Origin of the sequence: Pseudaquabacterium rugosum (genome assembly GCF_038066575.1) — a bacterium.
GTDB classification, from domain to species: Bacteria; Pseudomonadota; Gammaproteobacteria; order Burkholderiales; family Burkholderiaceae_C; genus Pseudaquabacterium; species Pseudaquabacterium rugosum.
The window spans coordinates 194,588-218,391 of record NZ_JBBUTF010000007.1; the positions used below are offsets into that span (position 1 = coordinate 194,588).

The window sequence follows — 23,804 nt, forward strand, 5'->3', positions numbered from 1 at the left end:
CGCCGCCGCGGCCTCAGCGCGCCAGCAGCGCATCGGTGGCCTGCAGATCGGGCTCGGCCAGCACGCCGGCCAACTGGCGCAGCTTGAGCTGGCCGACCAGCAGGTCGTAGCGGGCCTTGGCCAGGTCGCGCTGCGCACCGTTGAGCTGGCTCTGCGCGTTGAGCACGTCGAGGTTGACGCGCACGCCCACCTGGTAGCCCAGTTGCGTGGCCTGCAGGGCCAGCGCGCTGCTGGCTTCGGCCGCCTGCAGCGCGCCGATGCGCGCGCGCAGCGAGCGCAGGCTCTGGAAGGCGCTGCGCGTGCCCTGGGCGACGCTGCGGCGGGCGGCCTCCAGATCGGCGCGCGCCTTGGCCTCCAGCGCCAGCGTCTCCTTGAGCCGGTTCTGCAGCGACTCGCCGCTGTAGAGCGGCATGTTCAGCGCCACGCCCACGCTGCCCGACAGGCCGCTGCCGCGGTTCGGGCCGAACGGCACTTCCTGGCCGCTGCTGACCGTGCGGCCGGACACGCGGGTCCAGGTGTCGGCCAGCGTCGCGCTGGCGCTGACGGTGGGCGACAGCGCCGCGCGGGCCTTGTCCGTCTCCAGCCGGGCGACGTCGAGCGCCAGCCGCAGCTGGGCGAGTTGCGCGTTGTTCGCCTCGGCCTGGGCGACCCAGGCCTCGACGTCGTCGGGCAGCAGCGCCGGCAGCGTGACCGGGCGGGCCAGCGGCCGCGGCTGCAGGCCGTCACGGCCGACCAGCTGGCCCAGCGCCAGCCCGGTGGTCTCCAGATCGTTCTCGGCGGCGATTTCCTGGGCGCGCACCAGATCGGCCCGGGCCTCGGCCTCGCGGGTGTCGGTGATGGTGGCGGTGCCGACCTCGAAGTTGCGCTTGGCCGAGGCCAGCTGCTCGGCGATGGCGCTGCGGTTGGCGCGCACCGTGGCCAGCGCGTCCTGGGCCGTCAGCACGTCGAAATAGGCCTGGGTCAGGCGCAGCATCAGGTCCTGCTGCGCGGCGCGCAGCTGGGATTCGGCCACGGCCACGCCGCGCTCGGACTGGGCGATGGTCGCGTCGTTGGCGCGGTTGTAGAGCGACTGGCGCGCGGTCAGCGTCAGCTGGCCCTGCTGGTTGTGCGTGGTGCGCGTGCTCGACCAGGGCGTGTCGGCGGTGGACGCCGCCAGGCTGGCGCCGCCATCCACGCTCGGGCCCTTCAGCGCGCGGCTCTGCGCGGCCTTCAGCCGGGTGCCGTCGGTCTGCAGCCGGGCCGATTCCAGCGTCGCGTCATGGTCGCGTGCGGCCTCGTACAGCGGCTGCAGGCTCTGGGCCTGGACGGATCCCAGGCCGAGGCCTGCGAGCGCCAGGGCGATGGCCCGGGCCATCGCGGGGCGGCGCAGGCGGCCGGGCGTCGGGCGGGTACCGGCCGACGGCCGACGGAACAGGGAGGAACGGCTCAGGCTCATGATGCGCACCACCGCCGGCTGGCGTGTCAGTAACGGGGAATGGACGGGTCCACGTCGCGCGACCAGGCATCGATGCCCCCGGCGATGTTGACCAGATGGTCGAAACCTTGATCCGCCAGGAAGCGCAGCGCGGCCACGCTGCGCACGCCGTGGTGGCACAGCGCCAGCACCGGCTGCCCGGGGTCCAGCGCGTCATGGCCGTGGGGCAGGCTCTGCAGCGGGATGTGGACCAGCGCCGCGCCGTCGATCTCCAGCCGTGCCGTGGCCAGCTCCCAGGGCTCGCGCACGTCCAGCAGCACCGGTCGCGCCTGCGGCTCGCGCTGGCGCAGGGCGTCCAGCCAGGGGGCGATGTCTTCGGGGCGCAGGTGCTGCATCGGGGAGGCTTTCCGTGGGGCTGTCCGTGGGGCAGGGCGGTGCGGCCGGGGCGCCAGGGCCGTGGCGCCCCGCGGCCGCGACGATCAGAACTGGAAGCGCGGGCTGTCGCTGAAGCCCACCAGGCGCGGCGCGACGGTGTCGAACAGCGGCTCGGTGTGCAGGCCGCCGTTGGGCAGACGGGTGATGCGCTGGGCCACCATCATCGGCAGGTCGCCGACGACGGCCAGCAGGCGGCCGCCCGGCTTGAGCTGGTCGATCAGGTCCGCGGGCACGCGGGCCACGCTGCCCGACAGCACGATGACGTCGAACGGCGCATCGCCGGCCGCGCCGCGGGCGCCATCGGCCTCGCGCACGGTGACGTTGGTGACGCCGGCCGCGCGCAGCGATTCGGCGGCCTGGCGGGCCAGCGCCGGCACGCGCTCGAGCGTCAGCACGCTCTGCGCGCGGTGGCCGAGCAGGGCGGCCATGTAGCCCGAGCCGGTGCCGATCTCCAGCACGCGCTCGTGGCGCTGCACGCGGGCCTCCTGCAGCAGGCGGGCTTCCAGGCGCGGGGCCAGCATGATCTGGCCGTCACGGCCGCCATCGGCCAGCGGGATCTCGGTGTCGCTGAAGGCCAGGGCCTTGTGGACGGCCGGCACGAAGTCCTCGCGGCGCGCCACGCCCAGCAGCGACAGCACGTCGAGGTCGAGCACGTTCCAGGGGCGGATCTGCTGCTCGATCATGTTGAAGCGGGCTTGTTCGATGTTCATGGCGCGTTGTCCGTGTGCGTGTGCGGTGGAGCGGTTCTTCGGGCGGGTGGCGCGGCGTGCGGGCGGCGGCCTTCGGGCCACGCGCACCGGGCACGGCGCGGACAAACCCGCGATTCTATGGGGGGCTTGTCCCCTCCAGGCTGACGTCCGTCACGGCCGGCGGCAGGCCCAGCCGGTGCCGGCCCCAGGCGGCCAGATCGTCCATCCAGCCGTAGATGACCGGCACCACCACCAGCGTCAGCACCGAGGAGGTGATGACGCCGCCGATGACGGCCTGGCCCATCGGCGCGCGCTGCTCGGAGCCCTCGGACACGCCGAAGGCCAGCGGCACCATGCCGAAGACCATGGCCAGCGTCGTCATCAGGATCGGCCGCAGCCGCACGCGGGCGGCCAGCAGCAGGGCCTCGGTGCGCGGCAGGCCGGGCACGCGCCGGCCCTGGGCATCGACCGTGTCCTGGCGGGCGCGGATCGCGAAGTCGATCAGCAGGATCGCGTTCTTGGTCACCAGGCCCATCAGCATGATCACGCCGATGACCGAGAACATGCTCAGCGTCGAGCGCCAGACCAGCAGCGCGCCGACCACGCCGATCAGCGTCAGCGGCAGCGAGGCCATCAGCGCCAGCGGCTGCAGGAAGCTGCGGAACTGGCTGGCCAGGATCATGTAGATGAAGACCACGCCGAGCGCCAGCGCCGAGACCGCGTAGGCGAAGCTCTCCTGCATGTCCTTGGTGCTGCCGCCGAAGCGCCAGCTGTAGCCCGGCGGCAGCGGCATCGCCTTGAGCACCTTCTGCACGTCGGCCGAGACCTGGCCGAGCGCGCGGCCGTCGGTGTTGGCCGTGATCTCGGCCTCGCGCTGCAGGTCGCGGCGGTTGATCTGGGCCACGCCGGTGTCGGGCCGCAGGTCGGCGACCTGGCCCAGGCGCACCAGGCGCGCGCTGCCGTCGCTGCCCTGGCCGACCACCAGGCCCAGGCGCGCCAGGTCCTGCGGTTCGTCGCGCGCTTCGGGGGCCAGGCGCACGCGCACGTCGTAGCTCTGGTCGTCCTGGGCCCGCCACTGGGCCACCACCGTGCCATTGACGAGCGCGCGCAGCGTGCTGGTGATGGCGCCGACCGACAGGCCGAGGTCGCTGGCGGCCTCGCGCCGCACGTCGACCGTCAGCACCGGCTTCGGCGGCTTCATGCTGCTGTCCGGATCGACCAGGCCCGGCACGGTGCGCAGCCGGGCCAGGGCCTGCTGCGTCAGCCGCTCCAGCTCGCGCAGGTCCGGGCCCCGCAAGGACAGCGACAGCGGCTTGGCACCGCCCACCGCGTCCAGCAGGCCGACGTGGGTGACGGTGATGCCCGGCACCTGGGCCAGTTGCGCGCGCAGCGGCGCCGACATCTGCTCGACGGTGCGCGTGCGCGCCTTGCGCTCGACCAGGCGCACGAAGATCGACACGTCGGTGCGCCCGGCCGCCTGGCCGGAATTGATCGTGGCCAGCGTCTGCCGCACCTCGGGCAGGCGGCGCACGATGGCGTCGACCTGGCGGGCGCGGGCCTCGGTGACGGCCAGCGGCGTGCCCGGCGGGGTGTGGAAGCTCAGCGAGGTCTCGGAGAAATCGGCCTTGGGCACGAACTCGGTGCCCAGGCGGCCGGCCAGCAGCAGCGCCGCCACCAGCGTGCCGACGGCCAGCAGCACGGTCTTGCCCTGGTGGCGCAGCGACCAGTCCAGCGCCGCCACATAGTGTTCGCCCAGCCGGTGGCTGGCGCGGTCGACGGCGTGCGTCAGGCGGCCCAGCGTGCGGTCGTAGCGCGTGCGCGGCACGAACGGCTGGCCTTCGCGGTCGATCGCCGGGTCATGCCAGACCGCGCTGAGCATCGGATCGAGCGTGAAGCTGACGAACATCGAGATCAGCACCGCCGCGACGATGGTGAGCCCGAACTCGTGGAAGAACTTGCCGATGATGCCGCCCATGAAGCCGATGGGCAGGAACACCGCGACGATCGACAGCGTGGTGGCCAGCACCGCCAGCCCGATCTCGGCCGTGCCCTCGAGGGCGGCCTGGCGCGCCGTCTTGCCCATCTGCACATGGCGCACGATGTTCTCGCGCACGACGATGGCGTCGTCGATCAGCAGGCCCACGCACAGGCTCAGCGCCATCAGCGTGATCATGTTGATCGAGAAGCCCCAGGCGTACATGAACAGGAAGGTGCCGATCAGCGCGATCGGCAGCGTCAGCCCGGTGATGACGGTCGAGCGCCAGCTGTTGAGGAACAGGAAGACGATGCCCACCGTCAGCAGCGCGCCCTCGATCAGCGTCTGCCGCACGTTGGCCACCGCGGTGCGGATCTGGCGCGAGTTGTCGCGCACCACCTCGATGGCCATGCCGGCGGGCAGGTCGCGCCGGAGCTCGGCGGCCACCGCCTGCAGGCCGTCGACCACCTCCACCGTGTTCTGGCCCTGGCTCTTTTGCACCTCGAGGGCCAGCGTGCGCCGTCCGTTGAGCAGGGCCAGCGATTCCGTCTCGGCCGCGCCGTCGATCACGCGCGCGACCTGGCGCAGCCGCACCGGCTGGCCGGCCGCACCGGCCACCGTCGTGCTGCCGGCCGCGGCCGCGCCGCGGCGGGCGACGATCAGCTCGCCGAGCGCGGCCGGATCGGCCACCCGCGCGCGGATCTGCACCGAGCGCTCGATCTCCGGGCCGCGCAGCGCGCCGGCCGGCAGATCCTGGGTGTCGTTGCGCAGCGCGGCCATCACCGCGTCCACCGTCACGCCGTAGGCCTCCATCGCCTGCGGGTCGAGCGCGATCGAGACCTCGCGCGCGCTGCCGCCCACCAGCGCCACCGAGCCCACGCCGCGCACCGTCTCCAGCCGCTTCTTCAGCACCTGGTCGGCGTGGCGGGTCAGCTGCTGCAGGCTGCGGCTGGCGTCGGGCGAGGTCAGCGCCAGGCTGAAGATCGGCCGCGTGGACGGATCGAAGCGCGAGACGCGCGGCTCCTCGACCTCGTCGCGCAGCTGCGGGCGGATGGCGGCCAGCTTCTCGCGCACGTCGTCGGCCGCGCGCCGGCCGTCCACGTCCAGATTGAACTGGACGATGACCACCGAGGTGCCTTCATAGGTACGCGACATCAGCTGGTTGATGCCGGCGATCGTGTTGACCGCCTCCTCGACCTTGCGCGTGACCTCGTTCTCGACCACCTCGGGCGCGGCGCCGGGGTAGTCGATCTGGGCGACGACGGTGGGAAATTCGATCTCGGGGAACTGGTCGACCTTCAGCCGCTGCAGGCTGAACAGCCCCAGCACGACGAAGGCGGCCATCACCATGACGGCCATCACCGGGTTGACGATCGAGACGCGGGTGAACCACATGGCGGGCGGTGGGCGAGCCGGGGGCGCGGATGGCGCGCGCGTCAGCGCGAGGCCGCCAGGGCGGTGGCGGTCGCGGTGGCCGACGGCGGCGTCGCGGGCATCCCGGGCGTCCGGGGCGGCCCGGACGGCGCGGGGCCGTTGGCCCCCTGCGGGCTGCCGCCCGGCGGCTCCAGCCGCAGGCGCATGCCTTGCGGCACCAGACCGGCCGCGCCGGACAGCACCCGGTCGCCGGCCGTCAGGCCATCGAGCACCACCACCATGTCGACCCCGTCCAGGCCGTTGGCGCGCCCCCGCTCGCCGAGCCGGGGCACCACCCACTGCGCCAGGCCATCGGCGCCGACACGCACCACATAGGGTTGCGGCTGGTCATTGCGCAGGGCCGAGACCGGCAGCAGCAGCGCGTGTCGGCGGTCCAGCTCCAGCGTGACGCGGGCGAACAGGCCCTGGCGCAGCGACGGATGGCCGTCGACCGACAGATAGACCGGCAGCTGGCGGCTGCCGGCCTGGGCGCTGGGGTTGATGCGGGCCAGCCGGGCGGGCAGCACCTCGGCCGCGCCCTCGACCTGCAGCCGTGCCGGCTGGCCCGGCCGCAGGGCGGGTGCGGCGTCGGGCGGCACGCCGGCCTCCAGCTCCAGGCGGCGCAGGTCGACGATCTCCAGCACGCGGGCATCGAGGGCCAGCCGCTCGCCCGGCTGGGCCAGGCGCTGCGACACCAGACCGGTCAGCGGCGCGCGCAGCACCGTGTCGTCGGCCGCCTTGCGCGCCAGGGCCAGCGCCGCCTGTGCGGCCTGCACGGCGGCACGGGCGGCGGTGGCGTTGGATTCGCTGGTCTGCAGCGCCGTGCCGCTGATGAAGCCCTGCCGCTGCAGGGCCTGGTTGTTGTCGAGCTGGCGCTGGGCGATGTCCAGCTGGGCGCGGGTCTGCACCAGCTGCTGCTCGGCCTGTTGCAGGCGCAGCCGGGCCTCGGTGGGGTCGATGCGGCCGATCTCCTGGCCGGCGTGCACGCTGTCGCCTTCGCGCACGTCCAGCCGCTGCAGCTCGCCCGCCGCACGGGCCTTGAGCACCGCGCTGTCGACCGCCTTCAGGCTGCCGTTGAGCTCCAGCGTGCGCAGCAGCTCGCCCTGCTGCAGCGTGAACACGTCGCGTGGCAGCAGCGCCAGCTCGATGCCGCCGGCCCCCTCCACGGGGCTGCCGACGGTGCCGCCGGCCACCCCCGCAGCACCCGGGGCCGCGCCGCGGGCGCCGGCCGTGGGCGCCTGGGGCGCCGGTGCCGCGCGCTGGCGCAGCAAGAGCCCGCCGGCGATGACGACGGCAGCGGCGATCAGGCTCGACACGAGGATGCGACGGCGGGCGGGGCTCACGGCGACGGGGGCTCCAGGCTCCGGGTCGACGGGCCGCAGCAGGCGCTGTCTTGCGGCGGCAGGCCGGGCGCTCCGGTCTGCAGGCCGTCGACGACCAGGTTGACGTGGTGGCGGATGAACTGCGCGGCGTCGGCCGACAACGGCGAGACGCACGGCGCCAGCGAATGCCGGTGCACGCACAGCATGACCAGCGGCAGGATCAGCGAATGCACGACCAGATCCGGATCCAGCGGCCGGAACTCGCCACTGGCGATGCCGCGGCGGATCAGGGCGGCCAGCATCGCATGCGCCGGCTCGACCACCTCCTGCGCGTAGAAACGGCCGATCTCGGGGAAGTTGCGCACCTCGGAGATGATCAGCTTGAACACCCCGGCCGCCGGGCTGTCGTGGGCCTCGATCCACCAGTCGGCCAGACCCTGGCGCAGCACCGGGCCGCAGGGGCCGGTGTGCTGCGCGATCTCGCCCAGCGTGGCGGCGATGCGCTGCGACACGAAGTGGCTGATGACGGCCTTGAGCAGGTCTTCCTTGCTCTGGAAGTACAGGTAGAGCGTGCCCTTGGACACGCCCGCGGCCTGGGCCACTTCCTCGGCCCGGGTCGCGGCGAAACCCTTGTCGACGAACAGGGCCAGGGCGGCCTCCAGCAGTTCCTGCGGGCGGGCGTCCTTGCGGCGGCGGCGGGCCGGATCGGCAGCGGGGGAAGACACGGAAATCGCGAGTTAATGACTGACCGGTCAGTAATGTAGTGCGCCGCGGTGCCGTGGGTCAACCGCCGACGCGCACCGAAGGCCCGTCACATCAGGGATGGCGCCCCCGGGGCCCGGGTGTGGCTGCTGCAGCCGCCCGGGTGCGCTCGTATCATGCGCGCGCACCGCACTGGGGTTGACCCTGATCAGCCAGCCCCGGCGCGCCTGTTCACTGTCATTCAAGGGGCGTCATCCGTGGATCTGTTGTTGCTGGCCAAGGCCGCCATCATGGGCATCGTCGAGGGCCTGACCGAGTTCCTGCCGATCTCCTCGACCGGCCACCTGATCCTCACCGGCTCGCTGCTGGGCCTGACCGAGGCCAAGGACAAGGTCTTCGACATCGCGATCCAGACCGGCGCCATCTTCGCCGTCATCCTGGTCTATGCCCAGCGTCTGAAGGAGGCCGTCACCGGCGTGGCCAGCAGCCCGGCCCAGCGCCGCTTCCTGCTGAACGTGGGCATCGGTTTCTTCCCGGCCGTGGTGCTGGGCCTGCTGTTCGGCAAGGCGATCAAGGCCCATCTGTTCACGCCCACCGTGGTGGCGACCAGCTTCATCGTCGGCGCCTTCATCATCCTGTGGGCCGAACGCCGGCCGGCCAGCGCGGTGCGCATCCACAGCGTGGACGACATGAGCCCGCTGGATGCGCTGAAGGTCGGTCTGGTGCAGTGCGTGGCGATGATCCCCGGCACCAGCCGCTCGGGCGCGACCATCATCGGCGGCATGCTGCTGGGCCTGTCGCGCAAGGCGGCCACCGACTTCAGCTTCTTCCTCGCCATCCCGACGCTGATGGGTGCCGGCGCCTACAGCCTGTACAAGGAGCGCGCGCTGCTGAGCCTGGCCGACGCACCGCAGTTCGCCGTCGGCCTGGTCACCGCCTTCATCAGCGCCTATGCCTGCGTGCGCTGGCTGCTGCGCTACATCGCCAACCACAGCTTCGTGCCCTTCGCCTGGTACCGCATCGTCTTCGGCATCGTGGTGCTGGTGACGGCCTGGACCGGCGTGGTGAGCTGGCAGGACTGACCGCGCGTCGCGCCCGGCACCGGGCGCCGGGCGGATGAACGAAGGGGCCCCGCGGGGCCCCTCGTCACGTCGGCTCGCCGTCAGTCCGCCTTGCGGCGGAACACCAGGTCCCACACGCCGTGGCCCAGGCGCAGGCCGCGGGCCTCGAAGCGGGTCAGCGGGCGCATCTCCGGGCGCGGCACATAACCGTCGGAGCCAGGGGCGGCGGTGTTCTCGAGCGCCGGGCAGCCGCCCAGCACCTCCAGCATCTGCACCGCGTAGTCCTGCCAGTCGGTCGCGCAGTGCAGCCAGCCGCCGGGCGCCAGCCGGGTGGCCAGGAAGGCGACGAAATCGGGCTGGATCAGGCGGCGCTTGTGGTGGCGCTTCTTGTGCCACGGGTCGGGGAAGTAGATGTGCAGGCCAGCCAGGCTGCCGGGCGCGACCATGTCGCGCAGCACCTCGACCGCATCGTGCTGGACGATGCGGACGTTGCCGAGCCCGCCCTCGCCGATCATCTTCAGCAGCGAGCCCACGCCCGGCTCGTGCACCTCGACGCCGATGAAGTCCAGCTCGGGCCGCGCCGCGGCGATCTGGGCCGTGGCCTGGCCCATGCCGAAGCCGATCTCCAGCACCCGCGGGGCCTGACGGCCGAAGTGCGCATCCCAGTCCTGCAGCTGCGCCTGGTAGGGCAGACGGAAGCGTGGCGCCAGTTCCTCCAGCGCACGGATCTGGCCCGTGCCCATGCGGCCGGCCCGCAGCACGAAGCTGCGCACCGGGCGCTGGTGACGGCTGTCGGTGGCCACCGGCACCTCACCCGCGCCGCCGACCGGGTCGGACGGCGCGGCGGCGGCGGCATCGGTCATCTCGTCGGCAGGGGGCATCGGCACGTCGCTGGCCATGGGCGGGTCTCGGGCGGTTCGGGGCAGGGCGGCCCGCCATGCGGGCCCGGAAAGCACAGAGGCCCCGGATGGGGCCTCGTGGGTGGCACGGGTCAGGTGCCGGGGTCTGGAGCGGGTGAAGGGAATCGAACCCTCGTATGAAGCTTGGGAAGCTGCCGTTCTACCATTGAACTACACCCGCATTTCACTTTTCCCTGATGAATCAAGCACTTGCGTCGTTTTATCCTTGTGGGGCAACAACTTGGCACCGTTTCCTCGGGTCAGTGGCCATAGTCTAACAGCCCTCGAAGGGCCGGGGCAGTCGGGGCCGCGGCGTAGATATTCGCGTAGAAAAAAACGGGTCCGGAGCGACCGGACCGTGACCGGACCGTGACCGGACCGTGACCGGACCGCGGCCCTGGCCGCCGGGTGCCGATCCACGGCGCGGGGTGGCGGGTCCAGCGCCGCCACACACGGGCACACACGCATTGGCACCCCCCTGCGCCTGAGGCATCATGCCGTCTTTGCTGCACTGCACACATGAGCGCCCCCGTCGAAATCATCCTGGTCTCCCGTGCACCGGCACCGGACCTCGGCTTCAGTCCCTACGGGCCCTTGATCCTGCATCCGGTGGCCGATCTGGCGCAGCTGGGTGAGGCGCTGGTGCGACAGCGCCCCGACGGCCTGGTCTTCGACTGTCCGGATGCGCCGACGTTGGCGCGCGTGGCGGCCTGGCCCGGGCTGGCCCAGGCCGCGCTCGATGCCGCGGTGGTGGTGCTGGGGCCCGAGCCGGCGCTGGCCGATGTGTTGCGCCTGCTGCGGCTGGGCGTGCAGGACGTGCTGCCGCGCCGCGAGGCCTGGGGCCTGGCGATGGACCGGCCGCTGCGGCTGGCGGTCGAGCGCAAGCGCCTGGAGCGCGAGGCGCGCAAGGCCTATGCGTCGGACCTGGCCACCGGCCTGCCCAACCACGCGCAGCTGATGGAGCACATGACCCATCTGCTGGCGCTGCGTGAGCGCGAGCCGGCACCGATGGCCGTGCTGCTGCTGCAGTTGCAAGGGCTGGACGAGGCCACGCGGGATCTGGGGCCGGAGGCGGCCAACGTGCTGCGGCGCAAGGTGGCGGTCCGGCTGCGCTCGGGCCTGCGCGCCAGCGACGTCGTCGCCTCGATCGGCGGCGATGCCTTCGCCGTGCTGCTGGCCTGGATGGATGATCCCAAGGACGCCGGGCGCGTGGCCGAGAAGCTCGCGCAGCTCCTGCTGCGGCCGTTCGCGGTGGCCGGGCGGGATCTGGGGGTCAGCGTGGCCACCGGGCTGGCGCAGTACCCGCAGCAGGGCAAGGATGCGCGCGAGCTGCTGCAGCGCGCGCGCGAGTCCTGCCTGACGGCGGTGCCGCGCGGGCGGCTGCCCTTCGGTGCCCGGGGCACGGCCGCACCGGCCGCCAACGACGAGTGAGTGGGGGGGCGCCCGTGGCGCCCCGGGGCCTCACTTCTGGATGTCGCCCAGGCAGAGGTACTTGGTTTCCAGGTACTCGTCGATGCCCTGGCGGCCGCCCTCGCGGCCCAGGCCCGACTGCTTGACGCCGCCGAACGGCACCTCGCAGGTGCTGATGATGCCGGTGTTGATGCCGACCATGCCGTACTCCAGCGCCTCGCCGACGCGGAAGATGCGGCCGACATCGCGGCTGTAGAAGTAGCTGGCCAGACCGAACTCGGTGGCATTGGCCGCGGCGATGGCCTCGGCCTCGGTCTCGAAGCGGAAGACCGGGGCCACGGGGCCGAAGGTCTCCTCGCGGGCGCACAGCATGTCGGCCGTCACGTCGGCCAGCACGGTGGGCTGGTAGAAGCGCTCGCCGTGCTCGGCGGCGCGCTGGCCGCCGGCCACCACGCGGGCGCCCTTGGACAGCGCGTCGGCCACGTGCTCCTCGACCTTGACGAGCGCGTCGTCGTCGATCAGCGGGCCCTGGGTGACGCCCGGCGCGAAGCCGTTGCCCACGCTGAGGGTGGCGACCTTGGCCGCCAGCTTCTCGACGAAGGCGTCATAGACGCCGGCCTGTGCGTACAGACGGTTGGCGCAGACGCAGGTCTGGCCGGCGTTGCGGTACTTGCTGGCCATCGCGCCCTCGACGGCCGAATCCAGGTCGGCGTCGTCGAAGACGATGAAGGGGGCGTTGCCGCCCAGCTCCAGCGCCAGCTTCTTGACCGTGTTCGCGCACTGGCGCATCAGGATGCGGCCGACCTCGGTCGAGCCGGTGAACGACAGGTGGCGCACCACGTCCGACGAGCACAGCACGGCGCCGATCTCGATGCTCTGGGCCGAATCGGCCGGCAGCACGTTGAGCACGCCCGCGGGCAGGCCGGCACGCTGGGCCAGCTCGGCCACGGCCAGCGCCGACAGCGGCGTGGCCTCGGCCGGCTTGATCACCACCGGGCAGCCCGCGGCCAGCGCCGGCGCCACCTTGCGCGTGATCATCGCGATCGGGAAATTCCACGGCGTGATGGCCGCGCACACGCCGATGGGCTGGCGCATCGTCAGGAAGCGCTTGTTGCCGTCGGTCGAGGGGATGGTCTCGCCGCAGGCGCGCTTGGCTTCCTCGGCGAACCACTCGATGAAGCTGGCGCCGTAGACGACCTCGCCCTTGGCCTCGGCCAGCGGCTTGCCCTGCTCGGCGGTCAGGATGCGGGCCAGGTCGTCGGCATGGCGCTGGATCAGCTGGAACCAGCGCATCAGCACCGCCGCACGCTCCTTGGCGCTGCGGGCGCGCCAGGCGGGCCAGGCCTTGTCGGCGGCGACGATGGCGTTGTGGCAGTCGATCGGGCCCATGTTGGCCACGTCCACCAGGCGTTGGCCGGTGGCCGGATCGTGCACGTCGAAGCGGCTGCCGCCGCTGACCCACTCACCGCCGATCAGCGCGTCGGTCTTCAGCAGGCTCGGGTCGGCCAGGCTGTCCAGGGGCGATGCGGGGGTGTCGGACATGGTGATGCTCGTCGGCTCGGTGGCTGCGGGGAGCGTGGACTCTAGCCCAGCCGTCGGGGCCTGCAGGGAGGAAGTCGTGGACATCGGGGGGGCGTTTGTCGCGGATCAGGGGGGGAAGTCGGGGTCCTGGGGGGATCAGGCGCGGCGGCCGCGCAACCACTCCAGCGCCAGCATCAGGCCGGTGGTGAACAGCGTCAGCAGCGTGGCCACGGCGGCGATGGTCGGGTTGATGTTCTCGCGGATGCCGGTGAACATCTGGCGCGGCAGCGTCACCTGCTCGGGGCCGGCGATGAACAGCGTCACCACCACCTCGTCGAAGGAGGTGGCGAACGCGAACAGCGCACCCGAGATCACGCCCGGCGCGATCACCGGCAGCGTGACGCGGAAGAAGGTGGCCAGCGGCGAGGCGCCCAGGCTCAGCGAGGCGCGCACCAGGTTGTGGTTGAAGCCCTGCAGCGTGGCCAGCACGGTGGTGACGACGAAGGGCGCGCCGAGCGCCGCATGCACGGCGATCAGGCCGAGGTAGCTGTCGGCCAGGCCGATGCGGGCGAAGAACAGGTAGCAGGCGACGCCCACGACGACGATGGGCACCACCATCGGCGCGATCAGGATGCTCATCAGCAGGCCCTTGCCGGGGAACTGCGCACGGGCCAGGCCGACGGCCGTCATCGTGCCCAGCACGGTGGCGATCAGCGTGGCGGCGGGGGCGACGATGAAGCTGTTCTTGGCCGCCCGCGTCCATTCGGCGCTGGTGAACAGCTGCTCGTACCAGCGCAGGCTGAAGCCCGGCATCGGGTAGGCCAGGAAGGACGAGGCGCTGAAGCTCAGCGGCACGATGACCAGGATGGGCAGCAGCAGGAACAGCAGCACGGCCACGCCGGCCACGCGCAGCGCCCACCAGCCGGCCTTGTCCAGCGGGGTGTAGTAGGAGGGGAAGATCGACGGGCGCATGGCGGGCGGGCGGCGGAGTGGAGGAGGGCGCGGCGGTGCGCAGGGACGGGCCGGGCGTCAGCCCAGGCTCAGCTCGGCCTTGGCCAGGCGGCGGTAGACGGCGTAGAGCGCCAGCGTCGCGGTCAGCAGCACGGCGCCGAGGGCGCAGGCCATGCCCCAGTTGATGTCGACGTTGGTGTAGTGGGCGATGTAGTAGCTGAGCATCTGGTCGTCGGCCCCGCCCAGCAGCGCCGGGGTCACGTAGTAGCCGATCGACAGGATGAACACCAGCAGCGCGCCCGCACCGATGCCGGGATAGGTCTGCGGCACGTAGACGCGGAAGAAGGCGGCCAGCGGGCTGCTGCCCAGCGAGATGGCCGCGCGCAGATAGGTCGGCGGCACGCTCTTCATCACGCTGTACAGCGGCAGGATCATGAAGGGCAGCAGGATGTGCACCATGGCGATGGTCACGCCGGTGCGGTTGAACAGCAGTTCCAGCGGCTCGCCGGTCAGGCCGATGCCCTGCAGCGCACCGTTGACCAGGCCCTCGCGCTGCAGCAGCACGATCCAGGCGGCCACGCGCACCAGGATCGAGGTCCAGAAGGGCACCAGCACCAGGATCATCAGCACGTTGGCACGGCGCGCCGGCAGCGTCGACAGCCACCAGGCCAGCGGGTAGGCCAGCAGCAGGCACCACAGCGTGACGCTCAGGCTGATGGTGAAGGTGCGCAGCAGGATGCGGCCGAAGACGCGCTGTTCGGGCTCGATGGCGCCGATGCTGCCGTCAGGCCCGCGCTTGAGGTCGATGCTGGTCAGCAGGTAGTCCGGCGTCCAGCGGCTGGCGTTCTTGGCGATGGCCTGCCAGTACTTGTCCTCGCCCCAGCGCGGGTCCTGCGCGAGCAGGGCCGCGCGGGCGGCCACGGCGTCGGCCGGCGCCTGCCAGCCTTCACCGTGGATCGCGCGGTAGGTGCCCATGATCAGCGAGCGGCCGCCGGCCACCTCGGTGTTGAGCCGCCGGGCCAGGCCGCCGGCCTGGGCACCGTCGTCGATCGCGGCCAGATCGGCCGCGATGCCGGCATAGGCCGCGTCCGGCACGGCCTCGCGGTGCTTCCAGCCGGAGAGCGCGCCGGCCGTGCGCGAGAGGTTGGCCGCCACCTCCGGGTTCTCGACCGCGCGTTGCAGCAACGCGCCGATGGGCACCAGCAGCGTCAGCAGCAGGAACACCAGCAGCGGCAGCGTCAGCGCGACGGCCAGCAGGCGCTGGCGGCGCTGGGCCGTGGCCAGCGAACGGCGCAGGTCGGGGGAACCGAGGGCGATGGAGGTCATGGCAGGGCCGGCGGACTCAGGGGGACTTCAGCAGGAGCAGCCAGGCGTCACTGCGCGGCCCAGGCCGCGAAGCGCTTTTCCAGTGCCTCGCCCTGGTCGGCCCAGAAGCCGATGCTGAACTGCAGCGCGTCCTTGGCGTTGGCCGGGGCGGTCGGCAGGCCCGACAGGGTCTTGGCGTCCAGCTTGGCCAGGGCCTTCTTGTTGGTCGGACCGTAGGCGATGTTCTGGGCGTAGACGGCCTGGGCTTCCGGCGTCGAGGCGAAGGCGATGAACTTCATCGCCGCGTCCTTGTTGGGCGTGCCCTTGACCACGGTCCAGTAGTCCAGGTCGTAGATGCCGCCGGTCCAGGCCACCTGCAGGTTCTTGCCCTCGCGCTGGGCGGCGTCGATGCGGCCGTTGAAGGCGGTGGCCATCACCACGTCACCGGCGACCAGGAACTGCGGCGGCTGCGCACCGGCTTCCCACCACTGGATGTTGGCCTTGAGCTCGCTCATCTTCTTGAAGGCGCGGTCGGCCCCTTCCTGGGTGGCCAGCACCTTGTAGACGTCGGCCGGCTTGACGCCGTCGGCCATCAGCGCGAACTCCAGGTTGTAGCGCGCGCCCTTGCGCATGCCGCGCTTGCCCGGGATCTTCTTCGTGTCCCAGAAGTCGGCCCAGGTCTTCGGGGCGGTCTTGATCTTGTCGCCGTTGTAGGCCATGACGGTCGACCAGACGAAGATGCCGACGCCGCACTCGTGGATGGCCGCGGGCATGAAGTCGGCCTTGTGGCCGACCTTGGACCAGTCGATCTTCTCGAACAGGCCCTCGTCACAGCCGCGGGCCACGTCCGGGCTCTCGACCTCGACCACGTCCCAGCTGATCTTCTTGGTCTCGACCATGGCCTTGATCTTGGCCTGCTCGCCGTTGTACTCGACCGACACGATCTGCGTGCCCGTCTTGTTGAACGGTTCGACATAAGCCTTCTTCTGCGCGGCTCCGTTGGCGCCGCCGAAGTTGACGACGGTCAGTTGCGACTGGGCGAAGGCGGGCAGGGCCAGCAGACCGGCGGCAGCCAGCGCGACGGCACGGACGGGACGGGACAGACGGATCATCGACGGACTCCAGGGACGAAGGAATGCGCAGGCCAGCGGCCCGTGCGGGTGGGGATCGGGGGCAGGGCGGCGCGGACCGTGAGGGCCCGCGTGCACCGCGCGGCCCCGGCCCGGCGGTGTTCAGGCGTAGACGCGCAGATAGGGCGTCGGGATGTGCAGCCAGACGGTCTGGCCGGCCACCGGTTGCTCCTGCGCCGACAGCGGCAGCTTGACCGTGGCCGGCTGGCTCTGGCCGGGCAGCGCGCAGCGCAGGCGCAGGTGGTCACCGAAGTAGATGACGTCGTTGACGGCGGCCTGGATCACGTTCGCGCCGGGCTCCGACGGGGTGAAGCAGGCCTCGATGCGCTCGGGGCGGACGGAGGCCAGCGCAGCCTGGCCCGGCAGCGCGCCGTTGACGTTGATGCCCGACAGGCGTTCACCGCCGGGCAGCACCAGCTCGCAGCTGCCGCCGGAGGAGGTGCCGATGGTGCCGGCCAGCGGCGTGCTGTCGCCGACGAAGCCGGCGACGAAGCGGTTGGCCGGCGTCTCGTAGAGGCGTTCGACGGCGTCGATCTGCTGGATCTCGCCATCGTTGAAGACGGCTACGCGGTCGCTCATCGTCAGCGCCTCGTCCTGGTCGTGGGTGACGTAGACGAAGGTGATGCCCAGCTGGCGGTGCAGGGCCTTGAGCTCCAGCTGCATGTGCTCGCGCAGCTGCTTGTCGAGCGCGCCCAGCGGCTCGTCCATCAGCACCAGCTGCGGCTCGAACACCAGCGCGCGGGCGAGGGCCACGCGCTGCTGCTGGCCGCCCGACAGCTGCGACGGGTAGGCGCTGTCGCGGTGGGTCAGCTGCACGCTGGCCAGCGCCTTGCGCACCCGCTGCGCGATCTCGCCCTTGGGCATCTTGCGCACCGTCAGCGGGTAGGCGACGTTGTCGGCCACCGTCATGTGCGGGAACAGCGCGTAGTTCTGGAACACCATGCCGAAGTTGCGCTTGTGCGGCGGGGTGCGCGTGATCGGCTTGCCGTCGAGCAGGATCTCGCCGGCGGTGGGCGACTCGAAGCCCGCCAGCATCATCAGGCAGGTGGTCTTGCCCGAGCCCGAGGGGCCCAGCAGCGACAGGAACTCGCCGCGGCGGATGTCCAGATCGAGGGAGCGGACGACGAGCGTGTCCCCGTCATAGGTCTTCTGGACCCCACGGAACTGGACGAGGGTGTCGGAGGCGGGGGACGACATGGCGGTTTCGGAGGCAGCGTGCAGCGGAATGCCGCGCACTGTAGGTGCCGCCCCCCGTGGGCGCCATGTACAAACAGTCATCCCCGACGGGACACTGTGCAGGCGCAGATGCCAGTACAGAGATCAGGGGTTTCCCGGATGGATTTGCCCAGATCTGGTGCGTGACGTCAAGCCCCGGAAGGCCGGTCCTGCGCCTCTTTTTCGGCGTCAGGTCGTGCCTGCGCGGCGGGCCAGCCCTGACCCGCGGCCAGCGCGGCACGGATCGCCGGGCCGTCGGCGTCGAGGGCGGGTGGGGTCTGCAGGGCCATCGGCCGCGTGCCATCGACGCACATGGGCGGGGCCACCAGCGGCAGGCCGTCGATGGTCACGCCCAGCCCGCGGTGCTTCACCTGCGGATGGGCGAAGACCTCCGGCACGCCCAGGATTGGTGCGCAGGGCACCGCATTGGGTTCCAGCAGCGCGCACCAGTCGGCCGTCGTGCGTTCGCGCAGCCACACAGACAGCTGCGCGACCAGCTCGGCACGGTGCTGCACCCGGTCGGCATTGCGGGCGTGGCGCGGATCGGCGGCCACCTCGGGCCGTCCGGCCAGCGCGCAGAAGCGCGCGAACTGCCCGTCGTTGCCGATGGCCAGCACCAGATGGCCGTCGGCCGTGGCGAAGACCTGGTAGGGCACGATGTTCGGATGGGCATTGCCCATGCGCGTGGGCCGCAGCCCGCCGATGCGGGCGTTGGCCGCCTGGTTGGCCAGCATCGCCACCTGGGTGTCGAGCAGGGCCGCGTCGATGTGGCGGCCGCGCCCGGTGCGGCCGCGCTCCAGCAGCGCGGCCAGGATGGCGGTGGCCGCGTAGACGCCGGTGAACAGGTCCGTCACCGCCACGCCCACCTTCTGCGGCTGGGTGCCGGGCGTGCCCTCGGCCTCGCCGGTCAGGCTCATCAGCCCGCCGGTGGCCTGGATCGCGAAGTCGTAGCCGGCGGCCTCGGCCAGCGGGCCGTCCTGGCCGTAGCCGGTGATCGAGCAGTAGACCAGGCGCGGGTTCAGCGCCTGCAGCGTGGCCGCGTCCAGACCGTAGCGCGCGAGCTGGCCGACCTTGTAGTTCTCCAGCAGCACGTCGGCCTCGGCCGCCAGCTGGCGCACCTGGGCCGCGCCCTCGGCGCTGGCGATGTCGATCGCCACCGAGCGCTTGCCGCGGTTGGCACACAGGTAGTAGGCGGCGGTGCGCTGCGCGCCCTCGCCCCACCAGGGCGGGCCCCAGGCGCGCGTGTCGTCGCCGCTGCCGGGGCGCTCGACCTTGATCACGTCGGCGCCGTAGTCGGCCAGCAGCTGGCCGCACCAGGGGCCGGCCAGCACGCGGGAGAGGTCGAGCACGCGCACGCCGTCGAGCAGGCGGGGGCCCTGGTGGGGCAGGGCCGGGGGCGGCGGGGTGTCGCTCATCGGGTCGGTCATCGGGGCGGGCATCGCGTCGGTCATCGGGGCGCTCATCGCGGGGCCCCTGCCTTCAGCCGGTGAAGGCCTGCAGCCCGGTGATCGCCCGGCCCAGGATCAGCGCGTGGATGTCGTGCGTGCCCTCGTAGGTGTTGACCACCTCCAGGTTGACCAGATGGCGCGCCACGCCGAACTCGTCGGAGATGCCGTTGCCGCCCATCATGTCGCGGCTCATGCGGGCGATGTCGAGTGCCTTGCCGCAGCTGTTGCGCTTGAGGATGCTGGTGACCTCGACCGCCGCCGTGCCCGCCTCCTTCATCCGGCCCAGCTGCAGGCAGCCCTGCAGGCCGAGCGCGATCTCGGTGACCATGTCGGCCAGCTTCTTCTGGATCAGCTGGTTGGCGGCCAGCGGGCGGCCGAACTGCCGGCGGTCCAGCACGTACTGGCGGGCGCGGTGCAGGCAGTCCTCGGCTGCGCCGAGCGCGCCCCAGGCGATGCCGTAGCGCGCGCTGTTCAGGCAGGTGAACGGGCCCTTGAGGCCGCGCACCTGCTCGAAGGCGTTCTCGTCCGGGCAGAACACCTCGTCCAGCACGATCTCGCCGGTGATGCTGGTGCGCAGGCCCACCTTGCCGTGCACCGCCGGCGCGCTCAGCCCGCGCGCGCCCTTGTCGAGCACGAAGCCGCGGATCGCGCCCTCGTCGTCCTTGGCCCAGACCACGAACACGTCGGCGATCGGCGCATTGGTGATCCACATCTTGGCGCCCGTCAGCCGCCAGCCGCCGGGCACCTTGCGCGCCCGCGTGACCATGCCGCCGGGGTCCGAGCCGTGGTCCGGCTCGGTCAGGCCGAAGCAGCCGATCCACTCGCCGCTGGCCAGCTTCGGCAGGTACTTCTGCCGCAGCGCCTCGGAGCCGAATTCGTGGATCGGCACCATCACCAGCGAGCTCTGCACGCTCATCATGCTGCGGTAGCCGGAGTCCACCCGCTCGACCTCGCGCGCCACCAGGCCGTAGCTGACGTAGCCCAACCCCGCGCCGCCATAGGCCTCGGGGATGGTCGGCCCCAGCAGGCCGAGCGCCCCCATCTCACGGAAGATCGCCGGATCGGTCGACTCCTGGCGGAAGGCCAGCGTGGCGCGCGGCAGCAGCCGCTCCTGCGCATAGGCGCGGGCCGCGTCGCGCACGGCGCGCTCGTCGTCGGTCAGCTGGGCGTCGAGGTGCAGCGGGTCATCCCACTGGAAGGGGGCGAGGGCGGCCATGGATGCGTCTCCGTCAAGGGTGCGGTCTGTGCTGGCGCCGACTTTACGAGGGCGAGCGGGGCGGCACAAACGATTCGTCGGCAGCCACTTGTGCGCATTCGGCATGGGTGGTGGCGGGTTCGCCGCGGTGCCGTCCACGGTGATCGTGGGTTGTGTAAAGATGAGATTGCGATTCATTCTCATCTTCTGTAGAGTCCGCGACTGTGATCTGACAGGTGTGCCGCGTGGCACGCCGCCACGCACCCCCAGCCGCGGCCAGAGCCGGTGCCCCTGCGATAACGAGGCATCTCATGGCTGTCCGCATGCCGTCTCCGGCTGTCCTGTCACCCCCGGGCCTGTGCATGGCGTGTCGGCGGCTGCCGTCGGTGCGGCATGGCTGAGGCGGGTGGCCGTCCGCCGGCACCCCGCGCGCTCGACCTCTGGCACCGCCTGGGCATGCGCATCCGTCTGGGCTGGGAGCCCGGCAACGCCGCACTGGTGCGGGTCTGGCTGGCCCAGGGCGAGGCCCTGCCGGCCCTGGGTCTGCTGACGGCCTGGTCGGTCCACGAACGCAGCCTGCGCCTGCTGCTGGCCAGCGCCGAGGATCCCCTGCTGCCCATCGGCTGGCGCCTGATCTGCCTGGACGCCGGTGGTCGGGTGCTGGGCCGTCTCGGCCCGCTCGTGCACGACGACGACACCGCCCTGCGGCTGCGCCAGCACGCACGGCGTCTGGCGTCGTTCTCATGCGGTCCGCCGCGCTCTGCGGCCGGCGACACGCCGTCGCATCCCCCTTCATCATCCACCTGAGGAGCTTCCGATGATCACCCGTGTCATCTCCCGTCCGGCCGTGCTGGCCGCAGCGGCCCTGTGCGCCAGCCTGGCCGCCCCCGCCACCGCCCTGGCGGCCGACCATGTCGTCAAGATGCTCAACGCGGGCAAGGACGGGTCGATGGTCTTCGAGCCGGCCTTCGTCAAGGCCGCGGTCGGTGACACCGTGGTCTTCACCCCGACGGAGAAGGCCGCGCACAACAGCGCCTCGGTGCTGCTGCCCGCGGGTGCCAAGCCCTGGAGGGGGGCGGCGGATACCGAACTCAAGGTCAAGCTCGACAAGGAAGGGGTCTATCTCTATGCCTGCGAGCCCCACAAGATGATGGGCATGGTCGGCGCGATCCAGGTCGGCAAACCATCGAACCTGGCCGATGCCAAGGTGGCGGCGGCCAAGGAGCAGGCCGCGTTCGTGATGGGCAAGGACCGCTACGACAAGGCGCTGGCCCAGGTGCGCTGATGGTGGCGGCCGTGGCTCACGGCCAGGGCCGAGGGCGCCGATCGATCGGCTCAGCCCCCCGTTCAGGGGTGACCCGCGCGCTGACCTGCCGGGTTTGATAGGGGTCAATTGCTAGACTGTTTCCAGTCTGTGCCGGGCCGTTTCGCGGTCTGTCCATCCCCTGCATCGTGTGCCGCGTGTCCGCCGCACGGCCACCCTCCGGAGTCCCCCCTTGCAACGTCGATTCGCCACCCTGGCCGCTGCCGCCGCAGCGCTGTCGTCCCAGGCCGCGCTGGCCGTGCCCACGGCCGTCTTCACCGATGGCCGCCTGACGGGCGTGCGCAATCTGGAGACCAGCGTCGGCACCTTCGACGTCGACTGGGAGGTCGGCACCTGCGCCGACGTCTACGGCAACGATCTGTGCACCACGGTCGGCAACCCGTTCGGCTTCGATCAGGCCGGGGCCCAGGCCGCCGCCACGGCGCTGGACGACTTCCTGGCGACGCAGGACGAGAGCCTGCTGCCGGGCTACAACCCGGCCACGGGCAACAGCTTGACCTTTGTCGCGACGCCGTACGCGATCGTGCCCTACGAGTTGCGCATCGGCCCGACCGTCCGCCGGGACGGCGAGTCCATCTCCGTCTACCTGACCAGCGGGTTGACCCGGGACGACTACGTGTGGGGGGGCTCCGTGCGCACGAAGCCCGGCAGCAGCGGGCGGTCCACCTTCGCCACCTACACGCCCTCCGTCGTGCCGCCCTCGGCCGTGCCCGAGCCGGCCACCTGGCTGATGATGGGGCTGGGTCTGGCGGTCGTCGGCGTGGCCGGTCGTCGGCGTCTGGCCGGCCCGGACGAGACCCGCCGCGCCCGCTGAATGGCGCGCCTGCCCGTCAGCTATGTGCTGACCTACCGCGGCGGTGCCGATCCGGCCCGCGCGGGCAATCTGGCGGCGGTGCTGGACTGGCTGCAGACGCAGGACCTGGCCCAGGTCATCGTCGTCGAGCAGGACCGCGCGCCGACGCTGCCCGAGCGCATCGGCCCGGCCGTCGTCGTCCACGCCTTCCATGACGGACCCTTCAACAAGGGCTGGGGCCTGAACGTGGGCGCGCGCCGCTCGACCCAGCCGCTGCTGGCCTTCGGCGATGCGGACACGGTCTGCCACGGCCTGCGCCAGGCGGTGGGCGTGGCGGCCGCCGGCGTGCCGGTGGTGCGGCCCTTCACCGGCATCGTCGATCTGGACGAGGCCACGTCGGCGGCCATCCGCGCGCGGCCGGCCGAGATCGCCGGGCTCGCGGCCGGCACCCGCGTGGCCGACCGCCTCGCCCAAGGCGAGCACAGCCCGCTGTGCGGCGGGATGTTCGTGATCCACCGTGCGCATTTCGTGCTGCTCGGTGGCTGGGACGAGCGCTTCCTGGGCTGGGGCGGCGACGACGACGCGATGACGATCAAGATCCGCCGCGCGGCCATGCGCACCCACGTGATGCCCTCGACCGACGGCTTCCACCTGCACCATGCCCGCGCCACGCCGGCCGTGCCTGGTGATCCGCTCTACCGCGGCAACCTCGATCTGCTGGAGCAACTGCGCACGCTGAGCGAGCCCGAGCTCAAGCGCCTGTGCGAGGTGCAGTGGTACCTGGCCGGCGATGCCAACCGCCACCGCCGGGAGGCCGCATGACGCCGACGCTGATCCCGCCCTCGCTCATCCCGCCCGCGCGGATGACGCCCTCGCTGATGGTGGGCACGCCGGCCTACGGCGGCATGGTCCACCTCGACTACCTGAACGCGCTGTTCGGCTTCACCGCCCACGGCATCGCCTTCCAGCTCGCGGCCATCGGCAACGAGAGCCTGATCACCCGGGCGCGCAACACCATCCTGTCGAACTTCCACGCCAGCCCGCAGTGCTCGCACTTGCTGTTCCTGGACGCGGACGTGAACCTGCCGGCAGCCGGGCTGCGCCGCATGCTCGACGCCGACGTGCCGGTGATCGGCGCGCCGGTGGCGCTCAAGGGCACGGATGCGGCCGGCCAGCGGCTGTGGAACACCGGTCCGGCGCTCGGCTCGCGCGGGCGGCTGATCGAGGTCGGGCGGGTGGGCTCGGCGGCGCTGCTGCTGTCGCGCGCGGCGGTGCAGGCGCTGGTCGACGACGCCATCGCCGACGGGCGCGTCTACAGCCCGGCGCCCACGCTGGAGCAGGCCCTCGGCCAGGACCGCCACTACGACGTCTTCCGCGTCGGCGTGAAGGACGGCGTCTACCTGTCCGAGGACTACTGGGTCTGCGAGCGGCTGCGCGCACTCGGCTTCCCGGTGCTGATCGATCCGTCCATCGTCACCACGCACCACGGCATCGTCGACGTCTGAGCGGGGTGGGCTGGCGCTGCGCTGCGGCGTGCCGCGGCACGTGGCTTTGGTGGGTGGTTGTGCGGGTGGTTGCGCTGGGCTCGTGCGGGGCGTGATG

The 23,804-nt window shown here is 71.9% G+C and carries 21 protein-coding genes and 1 tRNA gene; 7 read left to right on the top strand and 15 right to left on the bottom strand.

Annotated elements, in window-relative coordinates; translation table 11 throughout:
• Positions 1-13: 13 nt before the first annotated feature.
• The 6 genes from AACH11_RS09595 to AACH11_RS09620 all read right to left on the bottom strand — a co-directional run bounded on the left by AACH11_RS09595 (position 14) and on the right by AACH11_RS09620 (position 7,973).
• Positions 14-1,435 carry a TolC family outer membrane protein gene (locus AACH11_RS09595; protein WP_341373992.1) on the bottom strand — a complete coding sequence of 474 codons (1,422 nt, stop codon included), beginning with the start codon at positions 1,433-1,435 and terminating at the stop codon, positions 14-16.
• A 26-nt stretch (positions 1,436-1,461) separates the two neighbouring features.
• Entirely contained in the window at positions 1,462-1,809 is a 348-nt protein-coding gene (locus AACH11_RS09600) for a rhodanese-like domain-containing protein (RefSeq protein WP_341373993.1), read from the bottom strand.
• A gap of 84 nt (positions 1,810-1,893) precedes the next feature.
• Positions 1,894-2,559 (bottom strand): protein-L-isoaspartate O-methyltransferase family protein, encoded by a 666-nt coding sequence (locus tag AACH11_RS09605; protein WP_341373994.1) that lies wholly within the window; start codon positions 2,557-2,559, stop codon positions 1,894-1,896.
• 115 nt (positions 2,560-2,674) lie between these two features.
• Positions 2,675-5,908 (bottom strand): efflux RND transporter permease subunit, encoded by a 3,234-nt coding sequence (locus AACH11_RS09610; protein ID WP_341373995.1) that lies wholly within the window; start codon positions 5,906-5,908, stop codon positions 2,675-2,677.
• A 41-nt stretch (positions 5,909-5,949) separates the two neighbouring features.
• Positions 5,950-7,269: an efflux RND transporter periplasmic adaptor subunit gene (locus AACH11_RS09615; RefSeq protein ID WP_341373996.1), complete on the bottom strand. Its 1,320-nt coding sequence runs from the start codon at positions 7,267-7,269 to the stop codon at positions 5,950-5,952.
• Positions 7,266-7,973, bottom strand: a complete 708-nt coding sequence (locus AACH11_RS09620) for a TetR/AcrR family transcriptional regulator (RefSeq protein WP_341373997.1) — start codon at positions 7,971-7,973, stop codon at positions 7,266-7,268. The genes AACH11_RS09615 and AACH11_RS09620 overlap by 4 nt, the downstream gene beginning before the upstream one ends.
• A gap of 234 nt (positions 7,974-8,207) precedes the next feature.
• Here AACH11_RS09620 and AACH11_RS09625 point away from each other — a divergent pair, with 234 nt between their 5' ends.
• Positions 8,208-9,032: an undecaprenyl-diphosphate phosphatase gene (locus AACH11_RS09625; RefSeq protein ID WP_341373998.1), complete on the top strand. Its 825-nt coding sequence runs from the start codon at positions 8,208-8,210 to the stop codon at positions 9,030-9,032.
• Positions 9,033-9,112: 80 nt separating this feature from the next.
• Here the strand turns inward: AACH11_RS09625 and trmB are convergent, their stop codons facing one another.
• Together trmB and AACH11_RS09635 are read right to left on the bottom strand one after the other, a co-directional pair.
• A complete protein-coding gene (trmB, locus tag AACH11_RS09630) occupies positions 9,113-9,910 on the bottom strand; it encodes a tRNA (guanosine(46)-N7)-methyltransferase TrmB (protein WP_341373999.1) in 798 nt (265 codons plus the stop codon).
• 107 nt (positions 9,911-10,017) lie between these two features.
• Positions 10,018-10,091: transfer RNA gene (locus AACH11_RS09635), tRNA-Gly, on the bottom strand.
• Positions 10,092-10,429: 338 nt separating this feature from the next.
• On the opposite strand from AACH11_RS09635, the gene AACH11_RS09640 reads away from it, so the two are divergent.
• A complete protein-coding gene (locus AACH11_RS09640) occupies positions 10,430-11,341 on the top strand; it encodes a GGDEF domain-containing protein (RefSeq protein WP_341374000.1) in 912 nt (303 codons plus the stop codon).
• Positions 11,342-11,371: 30 nt separating this feature from the next.
• Here the strand turns inward: AACH11_RS09640 and AACH11_RS09645 are convergent, their stop codons facing one another.
• The 7 genes from AACH11_RS09645 to AACH11_RS09675 all read right to left on the bottom strand — a co-directional run bounded on the left by AACH11_RS09645 (position 11,372) and on the right by AACH11_RS09675 (position 20,106).
• Positions 11,372-12,862, bottom strand: coding sequence for an NAD-dependent succinate-semialdehyde dehydrogenase (locus AACH11_RS09645; RefSeq protein WP_341374001.1), 1,491 nt, complete (start codon positions 12,860-12,862; stop codon positions 11,372-11,374).
• 135 nt (positions 12,863-12,997) lie between these two features.
• The gene (locus AACH11_RS09650) at positions 12,998-13,813 is read right to left on the bottom strand and encodes an ABC transporter permease (RefSeq protein ID WP_341374002.1); all 816 of its coding nucleotides are present in this window, start codon (positions 13,811-13,813) and stop codon (positions 12,998-13,000) included.
• A gap of 57 nt (positions 13,814-13,870) precedes the next feature.
• The gene (locus tag AACH11_RS09655; RefSeq protein ID WP_341374003.1) at positions 13,871-15,118 is read right to left on the bottom strand and encodes an ABC transporter permease; all 1,248 of its coding nucleotides are present in this window, start codon (positions 15,116-15,118) and stop codon (positions 13,871-13,873) included.
• 47 nt (positions 15,119-15,165) lie between these two features.
• A complete protein-coding gene (locus tag AACH11_RS09660; RefSeq protein ID WP_341374004.1) occupies positions 15,166-16,209 on the bottom strand; it encodes an ABC transporter substrate-binding protein in 1,044 nt (347 codons plus the stop codon).
• Between the two features lie 120 nt (positions 16,210-16,329).
• Positions 16,330-17,424: an ABC transporter ATP-binding protein gene (locus tag AACH11_RS09665; RefSeq protein ID WP_341374005.1), complete on the bottom strand. Its 1,095-nt coding sequence runs from the start codon at positions 17,422-17,424 to the stop codon at positions 16,330-16,332.
• 167 nt (positions 17,425-17,591) lie between these two features.
• On the bottom strand, positions 17,592-18,857 hold the full coding sequence (locus tag AACH11_RS09670) for a CaiB/BaiF CoA transferase family protein (RefSeq protein ID WP_341374086.1): 1,266 nt from the start codon (positions 18,855-18,857) through the stop codon (positions 17,592-17,594).
• Positions 18,858-18,921: 64 nt separating this feature from the next.
• A complete protein-coding gene (locus AACH11_RS09675) occupies positions 18,922-20,106 on the bottom strand; it encodes an acyl-CoA dehydrogenase (RefSeq protein WP_341374006.1) in 1,185 nt (394 codons plus the stop codon).
• 372 nt (positions 20,107-20,478) lie between these two features.
• Here AACH11_RS09675 and AACH11_RS09680 point away from each other — a divergent pair, with 372 nt between their 5' ends.
• The 5 genes from AACH11_RS09680 (at position 20,479) to AACH11_RS09700 (ending at position 23,707) form a co-directional block, all read left to right on the top strand.
• Positions 20,479-20,892, top strand: a complete 414-nt coding sequence (locus AACH11_RS09680; RefSeq protein ID WP_341374007.1) for a hypothetical protein — start codon at positions 20,479-20,481, stop codon at positions 20,890-20,892.
• Between the two features lie 10 nt (positions 20,893-20,902).
• Complete coding sequence (locus AACH11_RS09685; RefSeq protein WP_341374008.1) at positions 20,903-21,370, top strand: pseudoazurin; 468 nt, start codon at positions 20,903-20,905, stop codon at positions 21,368-21,370.
• Between the two features lie 211 nt (positions 21,371-21,581).
• On the top strand, positions 21,582-22,223 hold the full coding sequence (locus AACH11_RS09690) for a PEP-CTERM sorting domain-containing protein (RefSeq protein WP_341374009.1): 642 nt from the start codon (positions 21,582-21,584) through the stop codon (positions 22,221-22,223).
• On the top strand, positions 22,224-23,024 hold the full coding sequence (locus tag AACH11_RS09695; RefSeq protein ID WP_341374010.1) for a galactosyltransferase-related protein: 801 nt from the start codon (positions 22,224-22,226) through the stop codon (positions 23,022-23,024).
• On the top strand, positions 23,021-23,707 hold the full coding sequence (locus tag AACH11_RS09700) for a hypothetical protein (RefSeq protein ID WP_341374011.1): 687 nt from the start codon (positions 23,021-23,023) through the stop codon (positions 23,705-23,707). The genes AACH11_RS09695 and AACH11_RS09700 overlap by 4 nt, the downstream gene beginning before the upstream one ends.
• Positions 23,708-23,804 lie beyond the last annotated feature (97 nt).